We start from the raw sequence: 26,336 nt of genomic DNA, 5'->3' as shown, positions 1-26,336 counted from the left end.
TCCGCAAGCGCGCTGTTTCACGTGAAACAGCGCGCTTTGCCATGGCGCCGGCGCCTCGGCGGTCAGAGACCGCGCCAGCCGGCCTCGTCCACACCGCCCGGCACGGCGTCCCCCTGCTCGTACGGCTCCCGGGTGAAGACGAAGGAGCCGAGGTCGAGATGGCTCACCGAGCCGTCCGGGCGCCGCACCACGCGCAGCGTCTCGCCCTGGTAGTAGCCGTCGAGGCCGATCCAGCCGCCCTCGGGCAGCGCCCGGAAGCTCGCCCGCCGCCCCACGCCCTTCAGCGGCTCCAGGGTCACCCCGCGCCCGGCGCCGACCCGCAGCCCGTACGCGTACGTCCCCCAGTACCAGGGCCCGGTGAGCGCGAGCAGCTCGGCGTCCACCTCGGTCTCGGGAAGGGGCCGCCAGGGCTCCGGAAGACGCGGCTCGGCCTCGGCGACGATCCGCACGAGATCGGCGGCCACGAGGGACGGCAGGGGGCCGGAGGTCGCGTTCGCGAGGCATACCGCGGCCAGACCGTCCTCGACGCTCACCCACAAGGTCGCGACGAAGCCCGGCAGCGAGCCCGTGTGGCCGACGAGCGTACGGCCGTCCCGGCGCAGCAGCTGGAGCCCGAGGCCGTAGCCCCCGTCCGGGTCTCCGGCGGCCGGCGGCACCGACGGCACCCGCATCTCCTCGACGGACGCCCGGGAGAGCACCCGGTCGTCGCCCTCGGCCAGGAACGCGGCGAACCGGCAGAGGTCGCCGACCGTCGACCAGAGCTGTCCGGCGGGTGCCATGATCCCCAGGTCCTCCGCCGGCTCCGGCATCATCACATCGGCCCACGGGTGCACCGCCCAGCCATCGGCGGCCGGGGCGACCGGCCAGACCGTCGTCCGGCCGAGGCCCAGCGGCTCCAGGATCCCGGTACGCAGCGCCTCCTCCCAGGACACCCCTCGGACGGCCTCGACGAGCGAACCGAGGAGCGTGTAACCGGGGTTGGAGTAGTGGAAGAGCCGCCCGGCCGGATGCACCGACGGCCGCTCCCCAAGCACGTCCGCCAGCTCCGGCCTGGTCGTCCCCGGCGTCCGCTCCCACCACGGCGCGGGCGACTCGGCGGCGAGACCGGAGCCGTGGCCGAGGAGTTGAGCGATCGTCACCTCGCCCACGCCCGTGCCGGGCAGATGCTTCTCCAGCGGGTCCTCCAGGCCGATCAGCCCTTCGTCCCGCAGCCGCATCACCAGAACCGCGGTGAACACCTTGGTGATCGAGCCGATCCGGTACTGCGTCTCGGCGTCGGGCGCGTGCCCGTCCCCGCCGGTGCGCGACCCGGACCAGACCGTCCTCCCGTCGCGCACCACACCGGCCGCGAACGAGGGCGCCCGGCCCTCGCGCTGGGCGACGGCGATGCGGTGCAGGAGGGCACGTTCGGTGCCGGGAAGCAGGGTTTCGAAGGAGGACGTCATGTGACGATCATGCCGCGTGACCGCACCGGTGCGGGGACCGGCGAGCCCCGGTCGCGCACCGATGAGTTTCCCGGGCCACGCTGGTCTGTACGCCGGACCCCCACGGACGGAAGGCTGGGCCATGCGGAAACTGATCTACGGCATGAACCTGACTCTGGACGGCTACATCGCCGCGGCCGGTGACGACATCGGCTGGAGCGGACCGCCGAGCGAGGAGCTGTTCCAGTACTGGCTCGACCACGAGCGGGCGAGCGGCCTGACGCTGTACGGGCGCAGGCTGTGGGAGACGATGAGCTCCTACTGGCCGACCGGCGACCAGCAGCCCGACGCCACCCCGGCGGAGATCGAGTTCGCGCGGAACTGGCGGGACACGCCGAAGGTGGTGTTCTCCTCGACGATCACCCGGGTCGACTGGAACACCCGCCTGGTCACCGGCGACGCCATCGCCGAGATCACCCGGCTCAAGGCCGGGGACGGCGGCCCCATGAGCATCGGCGGCGCCACGCTCGCCGGGGCGGCCCTGCGCGCCGGGCTCATCGACGAGTACGTGATCGTCACCCATCCGGTCCTGGTGGGCGGCGGCACGCCGTTCTTCACCGCACTGGACAGCTGGGTGAACCTGAACCTGGCGGAGACGCGGACGTTTCCCGGCGGCGTGGTCCTGACCCGGTACGAGACGAGACGCTGAGCGGCTTCCCGATCAGGTCTGTGCCATGTCCACGAAGCGCGAGTAGTGGCCCTGGAAGGCCACGGTGATCGTCGCCGTCGGGCCGTTACGGTGCTTGCCGACGATGATGTCGGCCTCGCCCGCGCGCGGGGACTCCTTCTCGTAGGCGTCCTCACGGTGCAGCAGGATGACCATGTCGGCGTCCTGCTCGATCGAGCCGGACTCACGGAGGTCGGAGACCATCGGCTTCTTGTCCGTGCGCTGCTCGGGGCCTCGGTTCAGCTGGGAGAGCGCGATCACCGGGAGCTCCAGCTCCTTGGCGAGGAGCTTCAGGTTTCGCGACATCTCGGAGACCTCCTGCTGGCGGCTCTCGGCGCGCTTGGAGCCACCGGCCTGCATCAGCTGGAGGTAGTCGATGATGACGAGCTTGATGCCGCTGCGCTGCTTGAGGCGGCGGCACTTGGCGCGGATCTCCATCATCGACAGGTTCGGCGAGTCGTCGATGTAGAGCGGGGCCTGCGAGACGTCCGGCATCCGGCGGGCGAGCCGGGTCCAGTCCTCGTCGGTCATGGTGCCTGAGCGCATGTGGTGCAGCGCCACCCGGGCCTCGGCCGAGAGCAGACGCATCGCGATCTCGTTGCGGCCCATTTCGAGGGAGAAGATGACGCTGGGCAGGTTGTGCTTGATCGAGGCGGCCCGGGCGAAGTCCAGCGCGAGCGTGGACTTACCCATGGCGGGACGGGCCGCGATGATGATCATCTGACCCGGGTGCAGGCCGTTGGTGAGCGCGTCGAGGTCGGTGAAGCCCGTGGGCACACCGGTCATCTCGCCGCTGCGGGAGCCGATCGCCTCGATCTCGTCGAGGGCGCCCTCCATGATGTCGCCGAGCGGCAGGTAGTCCTCGGTGGTGCGCTGCTCGGTGACCTGGTAGATCTCCGACTGGGCGCGGTTGACGATGTCGTCGACGTCGCCGTCGGCCGCGTATCCCATCTGCGTGATCTTGGTGCCGGCCTCGACCAGACGGCGCAGCACCGCGCGCTCGTGGACGATCTCCGCGTAGTAGGAGGCGTTGGCGGCGGTCGGCACCGACTGGACGAGCGTGTGCAGGTAGGAGGCGCCGCCGACCCGGGTGATCTCGCCGCGCTTGGTGAGCTCTGCGCCCACCGTGATGGGGTCGGCCGGCTCGCCCTTCGCGTACAGGTCGAGGATCGCCGCGTAGACGGTCTCGTGGGCCGGCTTGTAGAAGTCGTGGCCCTTGATGATCTCGACGACGTCGGCGATGGCGTCCTTGGAGAGCAGCATGCCGCCGAGGACTGACTGTTCGGCGTCCAGGTCCTGCGGGGGGACGCGCTCGAACGCGGACACCCCGCTGTCCCAGCCGCCCTCGCTGCCGCGCTCGTGCTGGTCCTCGCGGCCGCGACCACGGCCGCGGCCCTCGCCGCCACCGCGGGTGCGGGTGGGCAGGCGGTCGCTGGGTCCGCTCTCGGCCCAGGGATCGTCCATGGGCTCGGGCATGCTCACCAAGCCACCTCCTCCCGTCCGCTCCGCGGACAACCGTGCCACTCTCGCGCGTCGGGCGCCGGTCCACGGTAGGCCCGCCGGGACCGTCAGCCAATCTGGTTATCCACAGGCCCTGTGGGTGAAGGCCCAGATGCTGTGGAGAACTCCCCGGAACCTGTGCACGGACCGGGGGACAGCCATGTGGACAAACTCATAACGCGACCCAACTAACGCCCCTGACCTGCTCTTTTACCATCCACGGGCTGTGGGGGAGAAAAACTTCCACCCCTGGACCAAGATCAGAACAAACGGCGCACACACGAAGACGCTCTCGCGCTAAATGTAAGGACTCTAGGAGCATTGCATCTCTTACCTGTGGACGATTAGATTGAGCGCATGCATCAGGCTCCCGCGACTCCCAAGACCGCCCGGCGGCAACACGACCGCGAGATCGTCTCGCTCGCCGTCCCGGCCTTCGGCGCACTCGTCGCCGAGCCCCTCTTCCTCATGGCCGACAGCGCCATTGTCGGCCACCTCGGCACCCCTCAGCTCGCCGGACTCGCCATTGCCTCGGCCCTGCTCTCCACCGCGGTGAGCGTGTTCGTCTTCCTCGCCTACGCCACCACCGCGGCCGTCGCCCGCCGCGTCGGCGCGGGCGACCTCCAGGCCGCCATCCGCCAGGGCGTCGACGGCATCTGGCTCGCCCTGCTCCTCGGCGCCGGTGTGGTCGCCCTCACCCTGCCCACCGCACCCTGGCTCGTCGGCCTCTTCGGCGCCTCCGACACGGCCGCCCCCTACGCCGTCACCTATCTGCGGATCTCCAGCCTCGGCATTCCCGCCATGCTCGTCGTGCTCGCCGCCACCGGCGTCCTGCGCGGCCTCCAGGACACCCGGACCCCGCTCTACGTCGCCATCGCCGGCTTCGCCGCCAACGCAGGACTCAATCTCGGCCTCGTCTACGGCGCCGGACTCGGCATCGCCGGCTCCGCCTGGGGCACGGTCATCGCACAGCTCGGCATGGCCGCCGCCTATCTGTACGTGGTCGTACGCGGCGCCCGGAAGCACGGCGCCTCCCTGCGCCCCGACGCCGCCGGAATCCGGGCCTGCGCCCAGGCCGGAGCCCCGCTCCTGGTCCGTACGCTCTCGCTGCGGGCCATCCTGATGATCGCGACCGCCGTCGCCGCCCGGCTCGGTGACGCCGACGTCGCCGCGCACCAGATCATCCTGTCCCTGTGGAGTCTGATGGCCTTCGCCCTGGACGCGATCGCCATCGCCGGACAGGCGATCATCGGCCGCTACCTCGGCGCCGACGACGCGAACGGCGCCCGCCAGGTCTGCCGCCGGATGGTCCAGTGGGGCGTTGTCTCCGGTTTCGGCCTCGGCGCGCTGCTGATCCTCACCCGCCCGCTCTTCGTACCGCTCTTCACCAACGACTCCGCGGTACAGGACGTTCTGCTCCCGGCCCTCCTGGTCGTCGCGCTCTCCCAGCCGATCTCCGGCGTGGTCTTCGTCCTCGACGGCGTCCTCATGGGAGCGGGCGACGGCCCCTATCTCGCCTGGGCCATGCTGCTCACCCTGGCCGTCTTCGCTCCGATCGCCCTGCTGGTCCCGGTGCTCGGCGGCGGACTGACCGCGCTGTGGGGAGCGATGACCGTGATGATGACCGTGCGGATGGCGACGCTGTGGTGGCGCACCCGCTCGGGACGCTGGCTGGTCACCGGCGCCACCCGCTGACGCTCCGCGCTGTTTCACGTGAAACGGTGCAGAGCATCACGACGGTGATGTTTCACGTGAAACAGCGAAAGGGCCGCACCCCGTGGGGTGCGGCCCTTCGTGCTGCTGAGATCAGCGTTACGCGGCGATGACCTCGACGCCGAGCTTGGCGACGACGTCAGCGTGCAGACGCACGGACACCTGGTGCGAGCCCAGGGTCTTGATCGGCGAGCCGAGCTCGACGCGACGCTTGTCGACGTCCGGGCCACCGGCCGTCTTGATCGCGGCGGCGACGTCGGCCTGGGTCACAGAGCCGAACAGGCGGCCGGCCTCGCCGGAGCGAACGGCCAGACGGACCTTCGTGCCCTCGAGCTGAGCCTTGACCTCGTTGGCCTGCTCGATGGTCGCGATCTCGTGGATCTTGCGGGCGCGGCGGATCTGCGCCACGTCCTTCTCGCCACCCTTGGTCCAGCGGATCGCGAAACCGCGCGGGACCAGGTAGTTGCGAGCGTAGCCGTCCTTGACGTCAACGACGTCGCCGGCGGTGCCGAGGCCGGAGACCTCGTGGGTGAGGATGATCTTCATTTTTCGGTCACCCTTCCCTTATCGCGCGGTGGACGTGTAGGGCAGCAGCGCCATCTCACGGCTGTTCTTGACGGCCGTGGCGACGTCACGCTGGTGCTGCGTGCAGTTGCCGGTCACTCGACGGGCACGGATCTTGCCGCGGTCGGAAATGAACTTCCGCAGCATGTTCGTGTCCTTGTAGTCGACGTACGCGACCTTGTCCTTGCAGAACGCGCAGACCTTCTTCTTAGGCTTGCGCACAGGCGGCTTCGCCATGGTGTTTCTCCTGTGTGATCAAGAAGTTTGGGTACGAGCTGCTTCCGGGGCGCAGGCCCTAGAAGGGAGGCTCGTCCGAGTAGCCGCCGCCGGAGTTGCCACCCCAGCCACCGCCGCCGCCCTGCTGGCCGCCGGACGGGGCGCTGGAGGCCCAGGGGTCGTCGGAGGGAGCTCCGCCGCCCTGCTGGCCACCGCCGGAGTTGCCACCCCAGCCACCGCCGCCGCCACCCTGCTGCTGACCGCCGCCGCCGTAGCCGCCCTGACCACCGCGACCGGTGGTACGGGTGACCTTGGCCGTGGCGTTGCGCAGGCTGGGACCGACTTCCTCGACATCCAGCTCGTAGACCGTGCGCTTGACGCCCTCGCGGTCCTCGTAGGACCGCTGCTTCAGACGGCCCTGCACGACGACGCGCATGCCCTTCTGAAGGGATTCGGCGACGTTCTCCGCCGCCTGCCGCCAGACCGAGCAGGTCAGGAACAGGCTCTCGCCGTCCTTCCACTCGTTGGTCTGCCGGTCGAAGGTGCGGGGGGTGGACGCGATGCGGAACTTCGCGACCGCCGCACCGGACGGGGTGAAGCGCAGCTCGGGGTCTTCGACAAGGTTGCCGACGACCGTGATGACGGTCTCGCCTGCCATGGGTGAACCTCTCGGCGGGATTGCTTACGGCTGCTTACTGCTACTCGGACCCGAGAACACGTGAGCCGAGGCTCAGTGGGTCTCGGGGCGGAGGACCTTGGTCCGGAGGACCGACTCGTTCAGGTTCATCTGGCGGTCGAGCTCCTTGACGACCGCAGGCTCGGCCTGCAGGTCGATGACCGAGTAGATGCCCTCGGGCTTCTTCTTGATCTCGTAGGCGAGACGACGACGGCCCCAGGTGTCGACCTTCTCAACCTTTCCGTTGCCCTCACGGACGACGGAGAGGAAGTTCTCGATCAGCGGGGAGACAGCGCGCTCCTCGAGATCGGGGTCGAGGATGACCATCACCTCGTAGTGACGCATGTGGAACCCACCTCCTTTGGACTCAGCGGCCACGGTCGTTCCGTGGCAGGAGGGTCGTGATGCGTGAGCATCGGTGTCGGCCGACAGTGGTCCTGGACGGACCTGGGCAGACACCGGTGCAGACCGTACAGAGTACCCGCACATCGCCCTGCGGTTGAAATCCGGCGGTGAGGGGACGCAATCTGTACACAACGGATGTCGGCGGCGTCACAGACGCCGCCGTCCGGCAGCCACGCCAGGAGGTGCCCCATGGCACAGGCAATGCGACCCGATCCCGGACACTCCCTCTTCGCCACCGACGGCAAGCCCCACCCGCTGCAGGACACTCTGATGGCCGTGACCCTCGTGCTCGGCCTCGTCTCCTTTGTCACAGGCTTCTTCGACAACCTGCACCTGCTGGCTTCCTGGACCGGTCTGATCGGGATCCTCACCGGTGCCTACGGTCAGTTCATCTCCGTCACGACCCGCGAACGCTTCGCTCTGATCGTCGGACTCGGTGCGGCCGGGGTCGGCTTCTACCTCGGCATGGCCCACGGAGGGCTCTTCGGCGGGGTGATCAGCTAGACGCGGCCATTCGGGGCGCTCCAAGGTCGCAGTAGGCTTCGGCGCGAGAGCCGGAGCCCCTGACCGATGGGGACACACCTGCCGAGGAGCGCCCCGACATGAGCCTGACCCTGAGGACCATCAGCCGTGAGCAGCATCTGGCATTCATCCAGAGCCAGCCCTCGGCGAGCCACTGCCAGGTCCCGGCGTGGGCTGATGTGAAGACCGAGTGGCGCTCGGAGAACCTCGGCTGGTTCGACAAGTCCGGTGAACTCGTGGGCGTCGGCCTGGTGCTCTACCGCCAGCTGCCCAAGATCAAGCGCTACCTGGCCTATCTGCCCGAGGGCCCGGTCATCAACTGGTACGCGCCCAACCTGGACGACTGGCTGCAGCCGATGCTCGCGCACCTGAAGAACCAGGGCGCGTTCTCCGTGAAGATGGGCCCGCCGGTCGTCATCCGCCGCTGGGACGCCCCCGCGATCAAGGCAGGCATCCAGGACCCGGACGTCAAGCGCCTGCGCGACGTCGAGGCCACCCACATCGAGCCGCGCGCCTTCGAGGTGGCCGACCGGCTGCGCAAGATGGGCTGGCAGCAGGGCGAGGACGGCGGCGCCGGCTTCGGCGACGTCCAGCCCCGCTACGTCTACCAGGTGCCGCTCGCGGGCCGCTCGCTCGACGAGGTCCTCAAGGGCTTCAACCAGCTGTGGCGCCGCAACATCAAGAAGGCCGAGAAGGCCGGCGTCGAGGTCGTCCAGGGCGGCTACGAGGACCTGGCCGAGTGGCAGCGGCTGTACGAGATCACGGCCGTCCGCGACAAGTTCCGGCCGCGCCCGCTGTCGTACTTCCAGCGCATGTGGACCGTCCTCAACAACGAGGACCCCAACCGCATGCGGCTCTACTTCGCCCGTCACGACGGCGTGAACCTCTCCGCGGCGACCATGCTCGTCGTCGGCGGCCACGTCTGGTACTCGTACGGCGCCTCCGACAACATCGGCCGCGAGGTCCGCCCGTCGAACGCCATGCAGTGGCGGATGCTGCGCGACGCCTACGCGATGGGCGCCACCGTCTACGACCTGCGGGGCATCTCGGACTCGCTGGACGAGACCGACCACCTCTTCGGCCTCATCCAGTTCAAGGTCGGCACCGGCGGCGAGGCCGTGGAGTACGTGGGCGAGTGGGACTTCCCGCTCAACAAGCTCCTGCACAAGGCCCTGGACATCTACATGTCGCGCCGCTGACGCGCCCGCCGTCGCTTCGCTGACGGCGCGACGAGGCTTGCGTAGTCTCGTACCCAGCCTCGTACACACTTTTGACACACCGCAGCCACCAGAAAGGTCCCGGGCCGGCCATGGCGCTCTCCCTCTATGTCGACACCGCTCGCTGGCGGGCGCACCAGAAGACCGTCATCGACCAGTTCCCGGGACTCATCCCGGTCTGCAAGGGCAACGGTTACGGCTTCGGCCACGAGCGGCTCTCGGACGAGGCCGGCCGCTTCGGCGCCGACATGCTCGCGGTGGGCACCACGTACGAGGCCGCCCGGATCAAGGACTGGTTCAGCGGCGACCTGCTCGTCCTCACCCCGTTCCGGCGGGGCGAGGAGCCGGTGCCGCTGCCGGACCGGGTGATCCGCTCCGTGTCGTCCGTGGACGGCGTGCGCGCCCTGGTGGGCGCCCGGGTCGTCATCGAGTGCATGAGCTCGATGAAGCGGCACGGCGTCCACGAGGAGGAGCTGCCCCTGCTGCACGCGGCCATCGAGGACGTGCGCCTGGAGGGCTTCGCCCTGCACCTGCCGCTCGACCGCCCGGACGGCACCGACGCCGTCGAGGAGGTCATCGCCTGGATGGACCGGCTGCGCGCCGCCCGGCTGCCGCTGCACACCATGTTCGTCAGCCATCTGCGCGCCGAGGAGCAGGCCCGGCTCCAGCAGCAGTTCCCGCAGACCCGCTTCCGCGCCCGCATCGGCACCCGGCTGTGGCTGGGCGACCACGAGGCCACCGAGTACCGCGGCGCGGTCCTCGACGTCACCCGCGTCGCCAAGGGTGACCGCTTCGGCTACCGGCAGCAGAAGGCCGCCTCCGACGGCTGGCTCGTGGTGGTCGCCGGCGGCACCTCGCACGGTGTCGGCCTGGAGGCCCCGAAGGCGATGCACGGTGTGATGCCGCGCGCCAAGGGCGTCGCCCGCGCCGGCCTCGCGACCGTCAACCGCAACCTCTCGCCGTTCGTCTGGGACGGCAAGCAGCGCTGGTTCGCCGAGCCGCCGCACATGCAGGTGTCCATCCTGTTCGTGCCGGCCGACGCCCGGGAGCCCCGGGTCGGCGACGAGCTGGTGGCCCACCTGCGGCACACCACCACCCAGTACGACCGGCTCGTCGAGCGCTGAGCCGGCGCGGCACCTGATGCGGAAGCGGCCCCCGGGGATGTCCCCGGGGGCCGCTTCCGCGTTCAGGAGGTCATTCGCGGGGCACGCCCCACTCCACGCGCGGCCCCTCCGTCAGCGGCGCCGCGTGCCGCGCCGGGTGCGCCGCACGGCCGAACACGAAGACGTCCTCGGCGCCGTCCAGGACACCGCCCGAGGGGTCGTCCGAGCCGTCCCGCCGCACCCCGTCCCGGTCGGGCACCAGGATGTCGCGGACGACGAGCGCGCACAGGTAGAGCGTCCCGAGCACGTGCAGGACGATCGCGAACTGGTAGCCGTCGGTCGGCAGGCCCTGCTTGTTGCCGCTGGTGGTGTAGGCCAGGTACAGCCAGATGGCGAGGAAGTACATGACCTCGCACGCCTGCCACACCAGGAAGTCCCGCCAGCGCGGCCGGGCGAGCGCGGCCAGCGGGATGAGCCACAGCACGTACTGCGGCGAGTAGACCTTGTTGGTGAGGACGAACGCGGCCACGATCAGGAAGGCCAGCTGGGCGAGCCGGGGCCGGCGGGGCGCGGTGAAGGCCAGGTACGCGAGCCCGAGGGCCGCGAGCATCATCAGGAACAGCGCCCAGTAGTTGGCCGTCTCGGGGCGGATCGCCTCGCCCGTGGTCTGGCTGATGAGCAGCCACACGGAGCCGAAGTCGACGTTCCGCTCGGTGCTGAAGACGTAGAACTGCTTCCAGCCCTCCGGCGCGAGCAGCATCACCGGCAGGTTCACCACCAGCCAGGCCCCGGCCGCTCCCAGCATCGCCATGCCGAACGCCCGCCACTTCGCGGCCCGCCAGCACAGCAGGAACACGGGCACCAGCAGCAGTATCGGGTAGAACTTGGCGGCCGTCGCGAGCCCCAGGAGGACACCGAAGCCGAGCGGGCGGCCGCGCGACCACAGCAGCAGCGCGGCGGCCGTGAGGGCGACGGCCAGCAGGTCCCAGTTGACGGTGGCGGTGAGCGCCAGAGCGGGCGCGAGCGCCACGAGCAGGCCGTCCCAGGGGCGCCTGCGATGCGTCCGGGCCACACAGACCACGAGGACGGCCGCGCAGACCATCAGCAGGCCCGCGTTGACCATCCAGTACGCCTGCTGCCGCTCGGTCAGGTCGTGGGCGTCGGGCGTCAGCCAGGCGGCCACCTGCATGAACAGGCCGGTCAGGACCGGGTACTCCAGGAACGGTATGTCGCCGCCGATCCGGTCGAAGTACGGGACCAGGCCGTCCGCGAAGCCGCGCCCGGAGAACAGGTGCGGGATGTCGGAGTAGCAGGCGTGGGTGTACTGGGAGGTGGAGCCCCGGAACCAGGCCCAGTTGTAGCAGGGCAGCTTCTGCACCATGCCGAGCGCGAACATCCCGAGGGCCACCAGGGCGATGACCCGCACCGGGGTGAGCTGCCCGGTGCCGAGCAGCGCCCGGCGCCCGATCGGCCCGCCGATCAGCTCGCTTCCCTTGGCCGCCACGTCGTCCGTGCGGGTGGGGCACACCACCGGGTCCTGCGGTGCGCTCGTCTTCTGGAGGCTCGGCATGGGGGACATCCTGCCGTACGCACCTGGGAAAACGCCGAGGGCCGCCGCGCCCGGTCCCGTACGTGGTGTACGGACCGGGAGCGGCGGCCCTCGAAGGCGCCGGCGTGGCGGGCTGCGGAGCGGCCTCGATCAGCCGCCCAGGCCGCCCCAGGTGGTGCCGCCGTTGGGCTTTCCGCCTCCGCCGGCCCCGCCTGTGGTGGGGGAGGTCGGGGTGTCGGTCGGTCCCGTCGGCGGTGTCGTGGTGGGTCCGCCGTTGGATCCGCCCTGGGCGTTGCCGCCGGTGTTGGTGCCACCGGTGGTGGTGCACGGCCAGTCCCAGACGCTGCAGGTCTTGCCGGGCTTCCCCGTCTTGGTCGGGTCCGCGGTGGGCGACTCGGTCGTCGGCGTGGCGCTCGGGCTCTCGGTGGTCGCCGTCGGCGTCGGCGTCGGGCTGACGGCGCCGCCGCCGAAGACCGCCTCGCCGCCCAGGTCCTCGGGCGCCGGGAAGGTCGACGGGTCCGTGTTCTTGAGCGCCTCGGTCATGTAGTTGTGCCAGATCTGCGACGGGAACGACGAACCGTGGATCTTCGGCTGGGCACCGGTGCCGTACATGGACTCGAACTTGCGGTCCTTGAGCGTCTCGTCGTCGGCGAAGCGGTACATGTCGATGGCGGTCGACAGCTCGGGGGTGTAGCCCACGAACCAGGCCGAGTTGTTGCCGTCGGTCGTACCGGTCTTGCCGGCCGCCTCACGGTCGTCGAGCGCCGCCTTCGTACCGGTGCCCTTCTTGACGACGTCCTTCAGCACGTCGGTGACGTTGCTGGCGACGGCGGTCGAGAAGACCCGCTTGGGCTTGTCCTCGTGCTGGTAGACGACCTCGCCCTTCTGGAGCACCTTGGTGACGGAGTAGACGTCGTTGCGCTCGCCCTGGTTGGCGAAGGTCGAGTAGGCGCCGGCCATCCGGATCGCGCTCGGCGAGGAGATACCGAGGGAGAACGAGGGCACGTTGGCCTTCACCAGCGAGGACTCCAGCAGACCCGCGTCGATGGCGGCCTGGCGGACGTTGTCGATGCCGACGTCCATGCCGAGCTGCACGTACGGCGAGTTCGCCGAGTGCTCCATGGCCTCACGCAGGCTGATGTTGCCGTAGCTCGCGTTGTCGTCGTTGGTCTGGTACCACTCGTTGCCCTTCTCGTCCTGCCAGACCGTGCGGTCATAGTTCTTGATCTTCAGCTTGTTCTGACCGTTGTACCGGCTCTTGTCCGGGTCGACGATCGTGCGGCTGCTCGGGCCCTGCACCTTGCCGAGGGTCGGATTACGCACACCGTCGCGCATCGCGGCGGCCAGCACGAAGGGCTTGAAGGTCGAGCCGACCTGGGCACCGGTCTGGTCCGCGTTGTTGGTGAAGTGCTTGGTGGCGTCCGCGCCGCCGTAGAGCGCCACGATCTTGCCCGTCTTCACATCCACCGAAGCGCCGCCGAACTGGACGTGGGTGTCCGTGTCCGGGCGCTTCTTCGGGTCGATGTGCTCCTTGTAGACGTCCTTGATGGCGTTCTCGAGGGCCTTGACCTTCTTCTTCTCGAAGGTGGTGTGGATCTCGAAGCCGCCCTTGGCGAGCGTCTGCGCCGTGATGCCACGGTCGTTGCTGTTGAGGAAGTTCGCCTCGGCCGTGCGCACCAGGTAGCCGATCTGGCCGCCGAGCTGCGCGCCCTGCGTCCGGCCCTTCACCTTGGGGAACTCGGTGTACTTGGCCCGCTCGGCGGCGTTGAGCTTCCCGTCCTTGACCATCTCGTCGAGGATCCACGTCCAGCGCTTCTTGGCGCGCTCCGTGTTCGCCGCGGCCGTGGCCTGCGGGTCGATCTCGGGGTAGCCGGCCGGGTCGTAGTACGTGGCGCCCTTGAGCAGCGAGGCCAGGAAGGCGCACTGACTGGGGTCGAGCTTGCTGGCGTCCTTGCCGAAGTACGCGCGGGCCGCCGCCTGGAGACCGTAGGCGCCGCGGCCGTAGTACGAGGTGTTGAGGTAACCCGCCATGATCTCGTGCTTGTCCATGTCGTTGCCGACGCGCATCGAGATGAAGAGTTCCTTGACCTTGCGGGTCACCGTCTGCGACTGGTCGTCGAGGCGGTTGTTCTTCACGTACTGCTGGGTGATGGTCGAGCCACCCTGGGTCTGGCCGCCCTTGGCCATGTTCCACACGGCGCGGGCGATGCCCATCGGGTCGATGCCGGAGTCGTCCCAGAAGGTCTTGTTCTCGGCCGAGACCACCGCGTCCTGCATGGCCATCGGGATCTGCGCGTACGCGATGATCTGGCGGTTGACCTCACCGCCGCTCGCGGCCATCACCGAGCCGTCGGACCAGTAGTAGACGTTGTTCTGCTGCTTGGCGCTGAGGGCCTCGTTGGGGATGCCCACCATGGCGTACGCGATCGATGCCGCGCCCATCAGGCCGCCGAGGAACGTCAGGAAGAGACCCGTCGTGAGCTTCCACGAGGGCATCCAGCGGCGCCAGCCGTACTTGTCGTACCGCGGGTAGTCGATGAACCGCTTCTTGCCGGGCGGGCGGCCACCGCCGCCACCGCTGCCGCGGCCTCCGGGACCGGTGCCACGGCCGCCCCCGCCACGCCGGCCACCGCCGGCACCGCCCTCGGGAGCGCGCCTGCGTCCGCCGCGCTGGGCCGCGCGCCGGGCCTCGGCCCGTCCTCCGTAAGGACGCTGCTCCTCTCCATAGGTAGAGGGCGGCCCGTACGAAGCCGACGGGGACCCCGTGGCGGCCTCATGGCCAGGGGCCGGCCTGCGGCCCATCGGCTGCTGGGCGGCGCGCCGGGCCGCAGCGCGGCCGCCACTCGGCGGCTGCTGCTGCGGCATTTTGCGACGGTGCTCGCTCATCGAACGACTACTCCTCGGGCAGGCGTGTACGCCTGGAAGCGGCAGTTGAGTTCCGGTCCCCCCGAAATGCACACGGCGTGACCTGGGACGAAGTCCCGCCGTGCCGCAGCCGGTCACCGGGTTCACTGACGCGCTGCGGCATCGCTCGGTTCCCGGTGGTCTGCATGCCGCACAGACTACGCACGGCCAAAACCTGCCTAGAGACCGACTTCCCCCCAAATCCGGCAACTCGATTACTGAGAATTGACGATGTGACGCCGGTCACCCGCCCCCCACTTGTCGCGACCGGAGGGCCGTTCTATCGTCGGGATGTATCGAGTCGATACATCAGTACGTCACATCGGCTCGGCATAAGAGTTTTCCCACGGGGTCCGAGAGACACATCGCGAGAGCGGAGGAGGCGGCGGATGAGCAGGCGCTCAGGAATCCTCGAGTTCGCCGTCCTCGGCCTGCTCCGCGAGGCCCCGATGCACGGGTACGAGCTGCGCAAGCGGCTCAACACCTCGCTGGGGATCTTCCGGGCGTTCAGCTACGGGACCCTCTATCCCTGCCTCAAGACGCTGGTCGCCAACGGCTGGTTGATCGAGGAGCCGGGCAGCGCCCCCGAGGAGGCCGTGGCGGCCTCACTCGCGGGACGCCGCGCCAAGATCGTCTACCGGTTGACGGCCGCAGGTAAGGAGCACTTCGAGGAGCTCCTCTCCCACACCGGCCCCGACGCCTGGGAGGACGAGCACTTCGCCGCCCGCTTCGCCTTCTTCGGCCAGACCGAGCGCGAGGTGCGGGTGCGAGTGCTGGAGGGCCGCCGCAGCCGGCTGGAGGAGCGTCTGGAGAAGATGCGCGCCTCCCTGAACCGGACGCGCGAGCGCCTCGACGACTACACGCTTGAGCTGCAGCGCCACGGAATGGAGTCCGTGGAGCGCGAAGTGCGCTGGCTGAACGAGCTCATCGAGAGCGAGCGGGCGGGACGGGATCAGCGATCCAGCCCCGACGCCCCTGAGGGCACCGCTCAGCAGCACGGAAATTCTGGAGAGACGGGCGGCCTGCCCCGGCACGGGGGCAGTACCCGGCCGGATCCGTCCGACGACACCGCCAAGTGAAACCCTGCTGCCGCAGGGCTTCCACGATCACACAGGGAGCAACCGGAATGGGTTCGGTTCGCGTAGCCATCGTCGGCGTGGGCAACTGCGCCACCTCGCTGGTGCAGGGCGTCGAGTACTACAAGGACGCCGACCCGGCGTCCAAGGTGCCCGGCCTGATGCACGTCCAGTTCGGCGACTACCACGTCGGTGACGTGGAGTTCGTGGCCGCGTTCGACGTGGACGCGAAGAAGGTCGGCCTCGACCTTGCGGACGCCATCGGCGCCAGCGAGAACAACACCATCAAGATCTGCGACGTGCCGCAGACCGGCGTCACGGTCCAGCGCGGTCACACCCTCGACGGTCTCGGCAAGTACTACCGCATGACCATCGAGGAGTCCGCCGAGGAGCCGGTGGACGTCGTCCAGGTCCTCAAGGACAAGCAGGTCGACGTCCTCGTCTGCTACCTGCCCGTGGGCTCCGAGGCGGCCGCGAAGTTCTACGCGCAGTGCGCCATCGACGCCAAGGTCGCCTTCGTCAACGCCCTCCCGGTCTTCATCGCCGGCACCAAGGAGTGGGCGGACAAGTTCACCGAGGCCGGTGTCCCGATCGTCGGTGACGACATCAAGTCCCAGGTCGGCGCCACCATCACGCACCGCGTGATGGCGAAGCTCTTCGAGGACCGCGGTGTCCGCCTCGAGCGCACCATGCAGCTGAACGTCGGCGGCAACATGGACTTCAAGAACATGCTCGAGCGCGAGCGCCTGGAGTCCAAGAAGATCTCCAAGACGCAGGCCGTCACCTCCCAGATCCCGGACCGGGAGCTCGGCGAGAAGAACGTCCACATCGGCCCCTCGGACTACGTGGCCTGGCTGGACGACCGCAAGTGGGCCTACGTCCGCCTTGAGGGCCGCGCCTTCGGTGACGTCCCGCTGAACCTGGAGTACAAGCTCGAGGTGTGGGACTCCCCGAACTCCGCGGGTGTCATCATCGACGCCCTGCGCGCCGCGAAGATCGCCAAGGACCGCGGCATCGGCGGCCCGATCCTCTCCGCGTCGAGCTACTTCATGAAGTCCCCGCCGGTCCAGTACTTCGACGACGAGGCCCTGGCCAACGTCGAGAAGTTCATCAAGGGCGAGGTCGAGCGCTGACCTGACGGTCCGCCGGACCGTTCGACGGCTCGATGACGAGGGTCCCCGTGGCACTGCCCGGGGGCCCTCGTCGTATGTGAGTCTTGCTGCCATGTCCGTCGTGCGTGATCTGCGCGTCCTGCTGCGCCTGCACAACTTCCGCCGCCTGCTCGCCGTACGGCTGCTCTCCCAGTGCGCCGACGGCGTCTACCAGGTCGCCCTGGCCACCTACGTCGTCTTCTCTCCCGAGAAGGAGACGAGTCCCGCCGCCATCGCCTCCGCCATGGCCGTCCTGCTGCTCCCCTACTCGCTCGTCGGGCCCTTCGCAGGAGTCCTGCTCGACCGCTGGCAGCGCCGCCAGGTCTTCCTCTACGGCAACCTGCTGCGCGCCGTCCTGGCCGGCGGGACCGCACTGCTCATGCTGGCCTCGGTGCCCGACTGGCTCTTCTACGCCTCCGCGCTCTCCGTCACGGCCGTCAACCGCTTCGTCCTGGCCGGACTCTCCGCCGCGCTTCCGCGCGTGGTCGACGACGAGCGGCTGGTCATCGCCAACTCGCTCTCCCCGACCGCCGGCACCCTGGCCGCGACGCTCGGCGGCGGACTCGCCTTCGGCGTGCGGCTCGTCGCCGACGACTCCGACGCCGCCGTCGTCCTCCTGGGCGCCTTCCTCTATCTCTGCTCCGCCCTCACCTCGCTGCGGATGTCCCGCGAACTCCTCGGACCGGACCCGGAGCTGGTCCAGCCCCGGCTCGCCGCGGCACTGTCCTCCACCGCGCGCGGTCTGGTGAGCGGGCTGCGTCATCTCGCCGAGCGCCGTCCGGCCGCCCGGGCGCTCGCCGCGGTCACCCTCATGCGCTTCTGTTACGGCGCGCTGTTCGTCACCGTGCTCATGCTCAGCCGGTATGCCTGGAGCACCACGCAGTCACAGGGGCTTGCCGTGCTCGGCCTCGCCGTCGCCGCCTCCGGTGCCGGCTTCTTCGCCGCGGCGGTGCTCTCCCCCGCCGCGGTGGGGAAGCTCGGCCCGTTCGGCTGGATCACGCTCTGCGCCGCCGTGGCCGCCGTGCTGACCCCTGCCCTGGGCCTGACCTTCGCCCGGGCACCGTTCCTCGTGGCGGCCTTCTCGCTCGGGCTGATCACCCAGGGAGCGAAGATCGCCACGGACACGGTCGTCCAGATCTCCGTGGACGACGCCTATCGCGGCCGGGTGTTCTCCCTCTACGACGTGCTCTTCAACGTCGCCTTCGTGGGCGCGGCCGGAGTCGCGGCGCTGATGCTCCCGCCGGACGGGCGGTCGCCCGCCATCGTCCTGCTGGTGACCGCCGTCTACGCGGTGATCGCACTGGCCCTACGACGAGCGGGGCGATGTTTCACGTGAAACATCGCCCCGCTGGTTCGAAACTCCGGTGACAGTCCGCCGGTGTTTCACGTGAAACATCAGGCGTTCTGGGACGCCCACCACTCCTTGAGCGCGGCCACGGCGGCATCGCGCTCCATCGGCCCGTTCTCCAGGCGCAGCTCCAGCAGGAACTTGTAGGCGCGCCCGACGGCCGGCCCGGGAGCGATGCCCAGGGTCTCCTGGATCTCGTTGCCGTCGAGGTCGGGACGGATCGAGTCCAGCTCCTCCTGCTCCTGGAGCTTGGCGATGCGCTCCTCCAGGCCGTCGTAGGCGCGGGAGAGCGCGGCGGCCTTGCGCTTGTTGCGGGTGGTGCAGTCGGAGCGGGTCAGCTTGTGCAGCCGGGAGAGCAGCGGACCCGCGTCGCGGACGTAGCGGCGGACGGCGGAGTCGGTCCACTCGCCGGTGCCGTAGCCGTGGAAGCGCAGGTGCAGCTCCACCAGGCGCGAGACGTCCTTGATCATCTCGTTGGAGTACTTCAGCGCGGTCATGCGCTTCTTGGTCATCTTCGCGCCGACCACCTCGTGGTGGTGGAAGGAGACCCGGCCGTCCCGCTCGAAGCGGCGGGTGCGCGGCTTGCCGATGTCGTGGAGCAGGGCCGCGAGGCGCAGCACCAGGTCCGGGCCGTCCTCCTCCAGGTCGATGGCCTGGTCGAGGACGGTGAGCGAGTGCTCGTAGACGTCCTTGTGCCGGTGGTGCTCGTCGCTCTCCAGGCGCAGGGCCGGAAGCTCGGGGATGACGTGCGCGGCAAGACCGGTGTCGACGAGGAGACCGAGGCCCTTGCGGGGGTGCGCGGAGATCAGGAGCTTGTTGAACTCCTCACGGACGCGCTCGGCGGAGACGATCTCCAGCCGGCCGGCCATCTCCGTCATGGCGGTGACGACCTCGGGGGCCACCTCGAAGTCCAGCTGCGCGGCGAAGCGCGCGGCCCGCATCATGCGCAGCGGGTCGTCGGAGAAGGACTCCTCGGGCGTGCCGGGGGTGCGCAGCACCCGCTCGGCCAGGTCCTCCAGACCGCCGTGCGGGTCGATGAACTCCTTCTCCGGGAGTGCCACGGCCATGGCGTTGACGGTGAAGTCGCGGCGGACCAGGTCCTCCTCGATGGAGTCGCCGTAGGACACCTCGGGCTTGCGCGAGGTGCGGTCGTACGCCTCCGAGCGGTAGGTGGTGATCTCCACCAGGTAGCCGTGCTTCTGGCAGCCGACGGTGCCGAACGCGATCCCGACCTCCCAGACGGCGTCGGCCCAGGGACGGACGATCTTCAGTACGTCCTCGGGTCGGGCGTCGGTCGTGAAGTCCAGGTCGTTGCCGAGACGGCCGAGGAGGGCGTCCCGTACCGAGCCGCCGACCAGCGCGAGGCTGAACCCGGCCTCCTTGAAGCGGATGGCGAGGTCGTCGGCGACGGGGGACACGCGCAGCAGCTCGCTGACGGCGCGGCGCTGCACCTGGCTCAGCGCGGTGGGGGTCTCTTCATTGGCGTTCGGCACAACAGAAAAGGGTACGTGCCCCGGCTCACCGCCATGCCCTCGTTTTCCCCCGGGCGGCCGCGCCGCGGCCCCCTGCCGCGCTCCCGTGCGCGCCTTCACCTGGAGCAGTCCCCGGCACTTGCTCCCCGCGTGCCTCGTTACCATGCCTGGACACAGCAACCGGGAACCACCACACCACTGACAACGACGAGGACGGGCGACGCGTGGCCGAGGCGGCAGCTATCCAGGGGACCACTCCCTCACCTGCCCGCCGCTGGCTGCGGCGTACGGCCTCCCTCGCGGTGGCGGCCCCGCTCCTCGCCGGGCTCCTCCAGGGCCTTCCCGCGCCCGCCGCGCAGGCGGCCGAGAGCGCCGGCGGCAACGGGGGCGTGGACGTGTCGGTGGACACATTGGCCCCGAAGGCGCCTGTGGAGGGCGACACACTCACCATCACGGGCACGGTCACCAACGAGACCAAGCAGTCCGTGAGCAATGCCACGGTCGATCTGCGAGTCGGCCCGCGGATGACCAGCCGCAGCGAGATCGACGAGGTCGCCGACCGCGACGGCGTCCGCTACGGCAGCGACCCGGCCCCGCTGGGCGGGCCCTACACGGTCAAGATCCCCACGCTGGGTGCCGGGCTCAGCCGTGAGTTCACGCTCTCCGTGCCGGTGTCCAAGCTGGGCCTCGACGACGCGGGCGTCTACCAGCTCGGTGTCTCGCTGTCGGGCCAGACCGGCGGCCAGTCCTACGAGCGGCTGCTCGGCATCGAGCGCACCTTCCTGCCGTACCAGCCGGACGAGGCCGAGAAGAAGACCAAGCTCACCTACCTCTGGCCGCTGATCTCCACGTCCCACGTCTCCGCCGAGACGGGCCCGAACCTCCAGCAGACCCCGGTCTTCGAGAACGACGACCTCGCCGCCGAGCTCGCCCCGGGCGGCCGGCTGAACGAGATGGTCACGCTCGGCAAGGACCTTCCGGTCACCTGGGTGATCGACCCGGACCTGCTGGCCAGCGTCGCCGCCATGGCCGAGCCGTACCGGGTCAAGAGCGGGGCGACCGAGGTGCCGGGCCGCAACCAGGCCATCGCCGAGAACTGGCTGGACGCCCTGGAGAAGGCGGTGCAGGGCCACAAGGTCGTCGCCCTGCCGTTCGCCGACCCCGACCTGGCCTCCCTCGCCCATCACGGCAAGGAGGTGCCGGGCTCGCTCAGCCACCTCCAGCAGGCGACCGCGCTGGCCTCGACCACGGTCGAGACGATCCTGCACGTCAAGCCGTCCACCGACTTCGCGTGGCCCGTGGACGGGGCCGTCGACGCCTCGATCATGGCCGTCGCCACCTCTGCGGGCGCGCACAACGTGATCGCCCGCAGCGACAGCTTCCGCGACGATCTCTCGTACACTCCGACCGCGGCGCGCCCGGTCGGTGGCGGCACCACCGCGGTGGTCAGCGACGCCGGTCTGTCGAAGGCGTTCCAGGGCGACCTCATCAGGGCCGAGAACTCCACCCTGTCCATCCAGTCCTTCCTCGCCCAGTCGCTGGCCACGACCCTGGAGCTGCCGGAGAAGCAGCGCAGCGTCGTGGTCGCCCCGCAGCGCATGCCCACCGCGGCGCAGGCGCAGAGCATGGCGACGGCGCTGCAGGCGCTCGGCGCCAAGCGCTGGACGGAACCGGAGGACCTGCCGGCCGCCTCGGCGGAGACGCCCGACCCGGACGCCTCGACGCGGATCCCGAGCAGCCACGCGTACCCGAAGAAGCTGCGCGCCCAGGAGCTCGACACCAAGGCCTTCCTCAAGATGAAGGAGACCCGGGACGAGCTGGACGACTTCCGGGTGATCCTGACCGCCCCGGACCGTGTGGTGCCGCCGTTCACCAACGCGATCAGCCGTGAGATGTCGACGTCCTGGCGCGGTGAGGCGCCCTCGGCCGCCCTCTACCGCGAGGAGGTCCTGCGCTATCTGCGGAGCCTCACCGAAGAGGTGCAGCTGATCAAGAAGTCGGACCTCACGCTGTCCGGGCGGAGCGCCACCATCCCGGTGACCGTGCAGAACCGGCTGCTGCAGGGCGTCGACCATCTGGTGCTGCGGCTGCAGTCCGGCAACAAGAACCGCATCAAGCTCGACGGCGAGGGCACGGCCGAGCAGCCCGTGAAGATCAACGGCGGGCACAGCCAGTCGGTGAAGTTCAACGCCTCGGCCAACGCCAACGGTCCGGTCACGATGACGGCCCAGCTCTACACCGAGGACGGGACGCCCTATGGCGCCCCGATGACGTTCACCGTGAAGGTCTCCGAGATCACCCCGACGGTGATGCTCGTGATCGCCGGCGGTGTGCTGCTGCTCGTCCTCGCCGGCATCCGGATGTACTCCCAGCGCAAGCGGGCCGCCGCCCGGAACGCCGAGGCCGAAGCCGCCGCCGAGGCCACTGAAGAGGACGCGGACGAGACCTCTCACGACGCCGAAGCGGAGTCGGCCAAGGCTGCCGAGGCCGCCGAAGACGCGGGCGAGACCGCCGACGAGGGCGCCGAACCGGAACCGGACGGCAGCCCCGAGACGGCGCAGCCGAGTGACCCGACGCCAAACACCGGGCCCGAAAGCGGCGACCCGTCCGGCACGGGTGAGAAAGTGGACCGTTGAGCGATGTCGTGGCCGGTCGGCCGGGGACGATGAGGTGGGGTAACCATGAACGCGCCGTACGACGGTGACCGCGGCCAGGGCGCGGGCAACGCGCCGTCCGGTGGGACGCCCGCTGCCCCGCCGCCCGGCCCCGCGCCGGTCCCGCCGCCGCAGCAGGCCGCCGCTGACCCGCACGCGCCGCAGCAGCCGAACCCGTACGCCCCGGACGCCTACGGCCAGGACCCGTACGTCCAGGACGCCTACGCCCACGATCCGTACCAGGCGCGCGACCTGTCCGCCCAGGACCCGGTGACCGAGGCGCTCTACGACCGGGCCGCGCACCCGCCGCCCCCGCCGGGCACCTACGCGGAGCCGCAGCCGCTCTACCAGCAGCCCGCGGCCCCCGCGCACGCCCCGGACCCCCGCGTATGGGCCCAGACGCCCGCGCCCGAGCCCGACGGCCCCTCGCGCCACCTGCCGTACGGCGACGACGCCCGCACGGTCCAGTTCACCGGTGTCGACGACCTGGTGACCCGGGCGGGAGAGGAGGAGCCGGAGCCCGACGCCTTCGCCCACCTCTACCGGGACCAGCAGGCGCCCGGCCAGGTGCCGCCGCCGTCCCCGGAGCCGACCCCCATGCCCGCGCCCGCCCCGAAGAAGGCCGGCCGCGCCTCCGGGCTGCTCAAGTCGAGCGCCGTGATGGCCGCCGGCACCCTCGTCTCCCGGCTGACCGGCTTCGTCCGCAGCCTGGTGATCACCGGCGCCCTCGGCGCCGCGCTGCTCGGTGACACGTACACCGTCGCCTACACGCTGCCGACGATGATCTACATCCTCACCATCGGCGGCGGCCTCAACTCGGTCTTCGTGCCGCAGCTGGTCCGCTCGATGAAGAACGACGAGGACGGCGGCGAGGCGTACGCCAACCGGCTGCTCACCCTCGTCATGGTGGCGCTCGGCGTGATCGTCGGCATCGCCGTGTTCGCGGCACCGGTGCTGATCCGGCTGATGTCGAGCACGATCGCCGACGACGCGGCCGCCAACAGCGTCGCCGTGACCTTCGCCCGCTACTGCCTGCCCACCATCTTCTTCATGGGCGTGCACGTGGTGATGGGTCAGATCCTCAACGCGCGCGGCAAGTTCGGCGCGATGATGTGGACCCCGGTCCTCAACAACATCGTCATGATCACCACGTTCGGCCTGTTCATCTGGGTCTACGGAACCTCCGCCGAGTCCCACATGGGCGTCCAGACGATCCCCGACGACGGCGTCCGGCTGCTCGGCATCGGCACCCTGCTCGGCCTCGTCGTGCAGGCCCTGGCGATGATCCCGTACCTGCGCGAGACCGGCTTCCGCTTCCGTCCCCGCTTCGACTGGAAGGGCCACGGCCTCGGCAAGACGGTCAAGCTGGCCAAGTGGACCGTGCTGTTCGTGCTCGCCAACCAGGCCGGTGTCCTGGTCGTCACCCAGCTCGCCACCGCGGCCGGCGAGGAGTCCGGCAAGAACGGCGCCGGCTTCCTCGCCTACTCCAATGCCCAGCTGATCTGGGGCATGCCGCAGGCCATCATCACCGTCTCCGTCATGGCCGCCCTGCTGCCCCGCATCTCCCGCGCCGCCTCCGACGACGACCCGGGCGCCGTCCGCGACGACATCTCCCAGGGTCTGCGCAACTCGGCCGTGGCCATCGTCCCGATCGCCTTCGCCTTCCTGGCCCTCGGCGTCCCGATGTGCACCCTGCTCTACGCCTCCAGCGGCATCGAGGCCGCCCAGGGCATGGGCTTCATCCTGATGGCCTTCGGCCTCGGCCTGATCCCGTTCTCCGTGCAGTACGTGGTGCTCCGCGGCTTCTACGCCTACGAGGACACCCGGACGCCCTTCTACAACACCGTCATCGTCGCCGCCGTCAACGCGGCCGCCTCGGCGGTCTGTTACGTCGTGCTGCCCGCCCGGTGGGCCGTCGTCGGCATGGCCGCCTCCTACGGCCTGGCCTACGCCGTCGGCGTCGGCGTCGCCTGGCGCCGGCTGAGCAAGCGCCTCGGCGGCGACCTGGACGGCGCCCATGTCATCCGCACCTACGCCCGGCTGTGCCTGGCCTCCCTGCCGGCCGCCGTCGCGGCCGGAGCGGCCGGCTTCGGCCTCCTGAAGGTGCTCGGCGAAGGCGCCCTGGGCTCGCTCGCCGCCCTGCTCGTCGGCGGCGCGGTGCTGCTCGGCGTCTTCTTCGTGGCGGCCAAGCGCATGCGGATCGCGGAGCTCAACTCCATGGTCGGCATGGTCCGCGGCCGTCTGGGACGCTGATCGAACGACAGGTGCGCGGGGTTCGCACAACCATCGCCTGCCGACGCGTGTCGTGCATAGCGCCGGACTGTGGGCACAATTGGCATGGCTGTTGGATGTGGCGCAACGGATGGGGAGGCAGGAACGACGGTGGCGGAACGTAGCACGGCTGCCGTCGACGTGGCCGACAACAGCGGTGACGACCCGCTGACCGCCAAGGCGGACACGGCCGCGACCGACGGGGTGGCGGAAGCGCAGAAGAAGGCGGGCACACCCGCCGAGGCCAAGAAGAGCAAGGCGGTCGAACGACAGAACGGCGAACAGTCCTCCATCACCGCACCCGAACTGCACAGCGGCCACAAGCTGGCGAGACGGTACCGGCTGGAGGAGTGCGTCACCCGACTGGACGGATTCAGCAGCTGGCGTGCCGTCGACGAGAAGCTGCGGCGTGCCGTCGGCGTGCACATCCTGCCCGCAGACCACTCGCGTGCCCGCTCCGTCCTCGCCGCGGCCCGCTCCGCCGCGCTGCTCGGCGACCCTCGGTTCGTACAGGTCCTCGATGCCGTCGAGGAGAACGACCTGGTCTACGTCGTGCACGAATGGCTGCCCGACTCCACCGAGCTGACCGCGCTGCTCGCGGCCGGCCCCATGGAGCCGCACGACGCCTACCAGCTCGTCAGCCAGGTCTCCCAGGCCATGGCCGCGGCGCACCGCGAGGGCCTCTCGCACCTCCGGCTCACGCCGAGCGCGGTGCTGCGCAGCTCCACCGGCCAGTACCGGATCCGCGGGCTCGCCGTGAACGCCGCCCTGCGCGGCATCAGCGCCGAGCGCCCGCAGCGCACGGACACCGAGGCGATCGGCGCCCTGCTCTACGCGGCGCTCACCCAGCGCTGGCCGTACGAGAACGACGCCTACGGGCTCTCCGGCCTCCCCAAGGGCGTCGGGCTGCTCGCACCCGACCAGGTGCGGGCGGGCGTCCACCGGGGCCTGTCGGAGATCGCCATGCGCGCCCTGGCGAACGACGGGGCCACCGCCTCGCGCCAGGAACCGCCCTGCACCACCCCGGACGAGCTGGCCAAGGCCGTCGCGGCGATGCCGCGCATCCGCCCGCCGGAGCCGGAGTTCCCGCTCCCCACGCCGCCCGAATACCAGCGCACCACGTACCAGCAGGGCACCTACGGGCGTCCCCAGCCGCGCCCCCAGGTCACCCAGCCGGTCATGGCCCCGCCGCCCCCGCTGCAGAGCCGTACCGGCAAGGCTCTCAAGTGGGCCGTCTCGGCCCTGCTGATCGCCGCCCTCGGCCTGGGCAGCTGGCAGATCGCGGACCGGCTCCTGGACCAGGGCAAGAAGGCGGATCCCCCGCCGACCCAGCAGCAGCCGTCGAACGAGGACAACAAGCCGAAGGCGGACGGCAAGCCGGTCGCGATCGTCGGCGCCCGGGACTTCGACCCGCAGGGCAGCGACGGCAGCGAGAACCCCCGGGACATAAAGAACGCCTACGACGGTGATCCGAACACCACGTGGACGACCAGCAGTTACAAGGGGTACTCGAAGCTCGGCAACCTGAAGGACGGGGTCGGCATCATCCTCGACCTCGGCAAGGTCCAGCAGGTCGCCAAGGTCGAGGTCATGTTCCACGGCGTCACGACCGTCGAACTGCGCACGACTCCGGAGAACTTCTCCTCGGAGCCCAGCGCGCTCGGTGACTTCACCAAGCAGGCCACGAGCACGGGATCCCAAGTGGGCCTCGTCCCCGGCAAGCCGCTGATGACGCGCTACGTGCTCGTCTGGCTGACCGATCTGCCGGCCGGCGGAGACGGCTACCGGGGCGAGATCTCGGAGATCAAGGTCACCAGCTGACGTCACCCCGGGGGAGGGGCTCA

The 26,336-nt window shown here is 70.0% G+C and carries 20 protein-coding genes; 11 read left to right on the top strand and 9 right to left on the bottom strand.

Features of this window, described 5'->3' with window-relative positions:
* Window positions 1–62: 62 nt before the first annotated feature.
* Entirely contained in the window at window positions 63–1,445 is a 1,383-nt protein-coding gene (locus ACFYU9_RS22885; protein WP_389345824.1) for a serine hydrolase domain-containing protein, read from the bottom strand.
* 121 nt (window positions 1,446–1,566) lie between these two features.
* On the opposite strand from ACFYU9_RS22885, the gene ACFYU9_RS22880 reads away from it, so the two are divergent.
* Complete coding sequence (locus ACFYU9_RS22880) at window positions 1,567–2,133, top strand: dihydrofolate reductase family protein (RefSeq protein WP_389210723.1); 567 nt, start codon at window positions 1,567–1,569, stop codon at window positions 2,131–2,133.
* 12 nt (window positions 2,134–2,145) lie between these two features.
* On the opposite strand, the gene dnaB is transcribed toward ACFYU9_RS22880, so the two are convergent.
* On the bottom strand, window positions 2,146–3,633 hold the full coding sequence (gene dnaB, locus ACFYU9_RS22875; protein WP_389210725.1) for a replicative DNA helicase: 1,488 nt from the start codon (window positions 3,631–3,633) through the stop codon (window positions 2,146–2,148).
* 375 nt (window positions 3,634–4,008) lie between these two features.
* Here dnaB and ACFYU9_RS22870 point away from each other — a divergent pair, with 375 nt between their 5' ends.
* The gene (locus tag ACFYU9_RS22870; protein ID WP_389345823.1) at window positions 4,009–5,346 is read left to right on the top strand and encodes an MATE family efflux transporter; all 1,338 of its coding nucleotides are present in this window, start codon (window positions 4,009–4,011) and stop codon (window positions 5,344–5,346) included.
* 117 nt (window positions 5,347–5,463) lie between these two features.
* Here ACFYU9_RS22870 and rplI read toward each other — a convergent pair whose 3' ends face one another.
* The 4 genes from rplI to rpsF all read right to left on the bottom strand — a co-directional run bounded on the left by rplI (window position 5,464) and on the right by rpsF (window position 7,165).
* Window positions 5,464–5,910 carry a 50S ribosomal protein L9 gene (gene rplI, locus ACFYU9_RS22865; protein ID WP_389210728.1) on the bottom strand — a complete coding sequence of 149 codons (447 nt, stop codon included), beginning with the start codon at window positions 5,908–5,910 and terminating at the stop codon, window positions 5,464–5,466.
* A gap of 18 nt (window positions 5,911–5,928) precedes the next feature.
* On the bottom strand, window positions 5,929–6,165 hold the full coding sequence (gene rpsR, locus ACFYU9_RS22860; RefSeq protein ID WP_128983236.1) for a 30S ribosomal protein S18: 237 nt from the start codon (window positions 6,163–6,165) through the stop codon (window positions 5,929–5,931).
* Window positions 6,166–6,223: 58 nt separating this feature from the next.
* Window positions 6,224–6,802: a single-stranded DNA-binding protein gene (locus tag ACFYU9_RS22855; protein WP_389210730.1), complete on the bottom strand. Its 579-nt coding sequence runs from the start codon at window positions 6,800–6,802 to the stop codon at window positions 6,224–6,226.
* A gap of 72 nt (window positions 6,803–6,874) precedes the next feature.
* Window positions 6,875–7,165 (bottom strand): 30S ribosomal protein S6, encoded by a 291-nt coding sequence (gene rpsF / locus ACFYU9_RS22850; protein ID WP_004950685.1) that lies wholly within the window; start codon window positions 7,163–7,165, stop codon window positions 6,875–6,877.
* A gap of 249 nt (window positions 7,166–7,414) precedes the next feature.
* On the opposite strand from rpsF, the gene ACFYU9_RS22845 reads away from it, so the two are divergent.
* From ACFYU9_RS22845 to ACFYU9_RS22835, 3 genes are all read left to right on the top strand, one after another.
* Window positions 7,415–7,729, top strand: coding sequence for a hypothetical protein (locus ACFYU9_RS22845; protein WP_389210732.1), 315 nt, complete (start codon window positions 7,415–7,417; stop codon window positions 7,727–7,729).
* 98 nt (window positions 7,730–7,827) lie between these two features.
* The gene (locus ACFYU9_RS22840; protein WP_389210733.1) at window positions 7,828–8,946 is read left to right on the top strand and encodes a lipid II:glycine glycyltransferase FemX; all 1,119 of its coding nucleotides are present in this window, start codon (window positions 7,828–7,830) and stop codon (window positions 8,944–8,946) included.
* Window positions 8,947–9,056: 110 nt separating this feature from the next.
* Window positions 9,057–10,088: an alanine racemase gene (locus ACFYU9_RS22835; RefSeq protein ID WP_389210735.1), complete on the top strand. Its 1,032-nt coding sequence runs from the start codon at window positions 9,057–9,059 to the stop codon at window positions 10,086–10,088.
* 70 nt (window positions 10,089–10,158) lie between these two features.
* On the opposite strand, the gene ACFYU9_RS22830 is transcribed toward ACFYU9_RS22835, so the two are convergent.
* Together ACFYU9_RS22830 and ACFYU9_RS22825 are read right to left on the bottom strand one after the other, a co-directional pair.
* Window positions 10,159–11,637, bottom strand: a complete 1,479-nt coding sequence (locus ACFYU9_RS22830) for a glycosyltransferase family 87 protein (protein ID WP_389210737.1) — start codon at window positions 11,635–11,637, stop codon at window positions 10,159–10,161.
* A gap of 129 nt (window positions 11,638–11,766) precedes the next feature.
* Window positions 11,767–14,502 (bottom strand): transglycosylase domain-containing protein, encoded by a 2,736-nt coding sequence (locus tag ACFYU9_RS22825; RefSeq protein WP_389345822.1) that lies wholly within the window; start codon window positions 14,500–14,502, stop codon window positions 11,767–11,769.
* Between the two features lie 407 nt (window positions 14,503–14,909).
* Between ACFYU9_RS22825 and ACFYU9_RS22820 the strand changes: the two genes are divergently transcribed.
* The 3 genes from ACFYU9_RS22820 (at window position 14,910) to ACFYU9_RS22810 (ending at window position 18,083) form a co-directional block, all read left to right on the top strand.
* On the top strand, window positions 14,910–15,599 hold the full coding sequence (locus tag ACFYU9_RS22820) for a PadR family transcriptional regulator (protein WP_389210740.1): 690 nt from the start codon (window positions 14,910–14,912) through the stop codon (window positions 15,597–15,599).
* 47 nt (window positions 15,600–15,646) lie between these two features.
* Window positions 15,647–16,729 (top strand): inositol-3-phosphate synthase, encoded by a 1,083-nt coding sequence (locus ACFYU9_RS22815; protein WP_389210742.1) that lies wholly within the window; start codon window positions 15,647–15,649, stop codon window positions 16,727–16,729.
* A gap of 91 nt (window positions 16,730–16,820) precedes the next feature.
* The gene (locus ACFYU9_RS22810; protein ID WP_389210744.1) at window positions 16,821–18,083 is read left to right on the top strand and encodes an MFS transporter; all 1,263 of its coding nucleotides are present in this window, start codon (window positions 16,821–16,823) and stop codon (window positions 18,081–18,083) included.
* 59 nt (window positions 18,084–18,142) lie between these two features.
* On the opposite strand, the gene ACFYU9_RS22805 is transcribed toward ACFYU9_RS22810, so the two are convergent.
* Window positions 18,143–19,588, bottom strand: a complete 1,446-nt coding sequence (locus tag ACFYU9_RS22805; RefSeq protein WP_389210746.1) for a CCA tRNA nucleotidyltransferase — start codon at window positions 19,586–19,588, stop codon at window positions 18,143–18,145.
* Window positions 19,589–19,791: 203 nt separating this feature from the next.
* Between ACFYU9_RS22805 and ACFYU9_RS22800 the strand changes: the two genes are divergently transcribed.
* The 3 genes from ACFYU9_RS22800 (at window position 19,792) to ACFYU9_RS22790 (ending at window position 26,313) form a co-directional block, all read left to right on the top strand.
* Window positions 19,792–22,203, top strand: coding sequence for a DUF6049 family protein (locus tag ACFYU9_RS22800; RefSeq protein WP_389345821.1), 2,412 nt, complete (start codon window positions 19,792–19,794; stop codon window positions 22,201–22,203).
* A 45-nt stretch (window positions 22,204–22,248) separates the two neighbouring features.
* A complete protein-coding gene (murJ, locus tag ACFYU9_RS22795) occupies window positions 22,249–24,474 on the top strand; it encodes a murein biosynthesis integral membrane protein MurJ (RefSeq protein ID WP_389210750.1) in 2,226 nt (741 codons plus the stop codon).
* Window positions 24,475–24,603: 129 nt separating this feature from the next.
* Window positions 24,604–26,313: a serine/threonine protein kinase gene (locus ACFYU9_RS22790; protein ID WP_389210752.1), complete on the top strand. Its 1,710-nt coding sequence runs from the start codon at window positions 24,604–24,606 to the stop codon at window positions 26,311–26,313.
* Window positions 26,314–26,336 lie beyond the last annotated feature (23 nt).

The organism is Streptomyces sp. NPDC004327, assembly GCF_042873935.1.
In the GTDB taxonomy this organism is placed as follows: domain Bacteria; phylum Actinomycetota; class Actinomycetes; order Streptomycetales; family Streptomycetaceae; genus Streptomyces.
This window is presented reverse-complemented; position numbering and strand designations above follow the sequence as displayed.

Coding starts and splice junctions, on each gene's coding strand:
- rplI (WP_389210728.1), bottom strand. CDS start 5,910: ATGAAGATCATCCTCACCCACGAGGTCTCCGGCCTCGGCACCGCCGGC.
- ACFYU9_RS22820 (WP_389210740.1), top strand. CDS start 14,910: ATGAGCAGGCGCTCAGGAATCCTCGAGTTCGCCGTCCTCGGCCTGCTC.
- ACFYU9_RS22870 (WP_389345823.1), top strand. CDS start 4,009: ATGCATCAGGCTCCCGCGACTCCCAAGACCGCCCGGCGGCAACACGAC.
- rpsR (WP_128983236.1), bottom strand. CDS start 6,165: ATGGCGAAGCCGCCTGTGCGCAAGCCTAAGAAGAAGGTCTGCGCGTTC.
- ACFYU9_RS22845 (WP_389210732.1), top strand. CDS start 7,415: ATGGCACAGGCAATGCGACCCGATCCCGGACACTCCCTCTTCGCCACC.
- ACFYU9_RS22825 (WP_389345822.1), bottom strand. CDS start 14,502: ATGAGCGAGCACCGTCGCAAAATGCCGCAGCAGCAGCCGCCGAGTGGC.
- ACFYU9_RS22880 (WP_389210723.1), top strand. CDS start 1,567: ATGCGGAAACTGATCTACGGCATGAACCTGACTCTGGACGGCTACATC.
- ACFYU9_RS22885 (WP_389345824.1), bottom strand. CDS start 1,445: ATGACGTCCTCCTTCGAAACCCTGCTTCCCGGCACCGAACGTGCCCTC.
- ACFYU9_RS22855 (WP_389210730.1), bottom strand. CDS start 6,802: ATGGCAGGCGAGACCGTCATCACGGTCGTCGGCAACCTTGTCGAAGAC.
- ACFYU9_RS22835 (WP_389210735.1), top strand. CDS start 9,057: ATGGCGCTCTCCCTCTATGTCGACACCGCTCGCTGGCGGGCGCACCAG.
- ACFYU9_RS22840 (WP_389210733.1), top strand. CDS start 7,828: ATGAGCCTGACCCTGAGGACCATCAGCCGTGAGCAGCATCTGGCATTC.
- ACFYU9_RS22810 (WP_389210744.1), top strand. CDS start 16,821: ATGTCCGTCGTGCGTGATCTGCGCGTCCTGCTGCGCCTGCACAACTTC.
- ACFYU9_RS22815 (WP_389210742.1), top strand. CDS start 15,647: ATGGGTTCGGTTCGCGTAGCCATCGTCGGCGTGGGCAACTGCGCCACC.
- rpsF (WP_004950685.1), bottom strand. CDS start 7,165: ATGCGTCACTACGAGGTGATGGTCATCCTCGACCCCGATCTCGAGGAG.
- murJ (WP_389210750.1), top strand. CDS start 22,249: ATGAACGCGCCGTACGACGGTGACCGCGGCCAGGGCGCGGGCAACGCG.
- ACFYU9_RS22830 (WP_389210737.1), bottom strand. CDS start 11,637: ATGCCGAGCCTCCAGAAGACGAGCGCACCGCAGGACCCGGTGGTGTGC.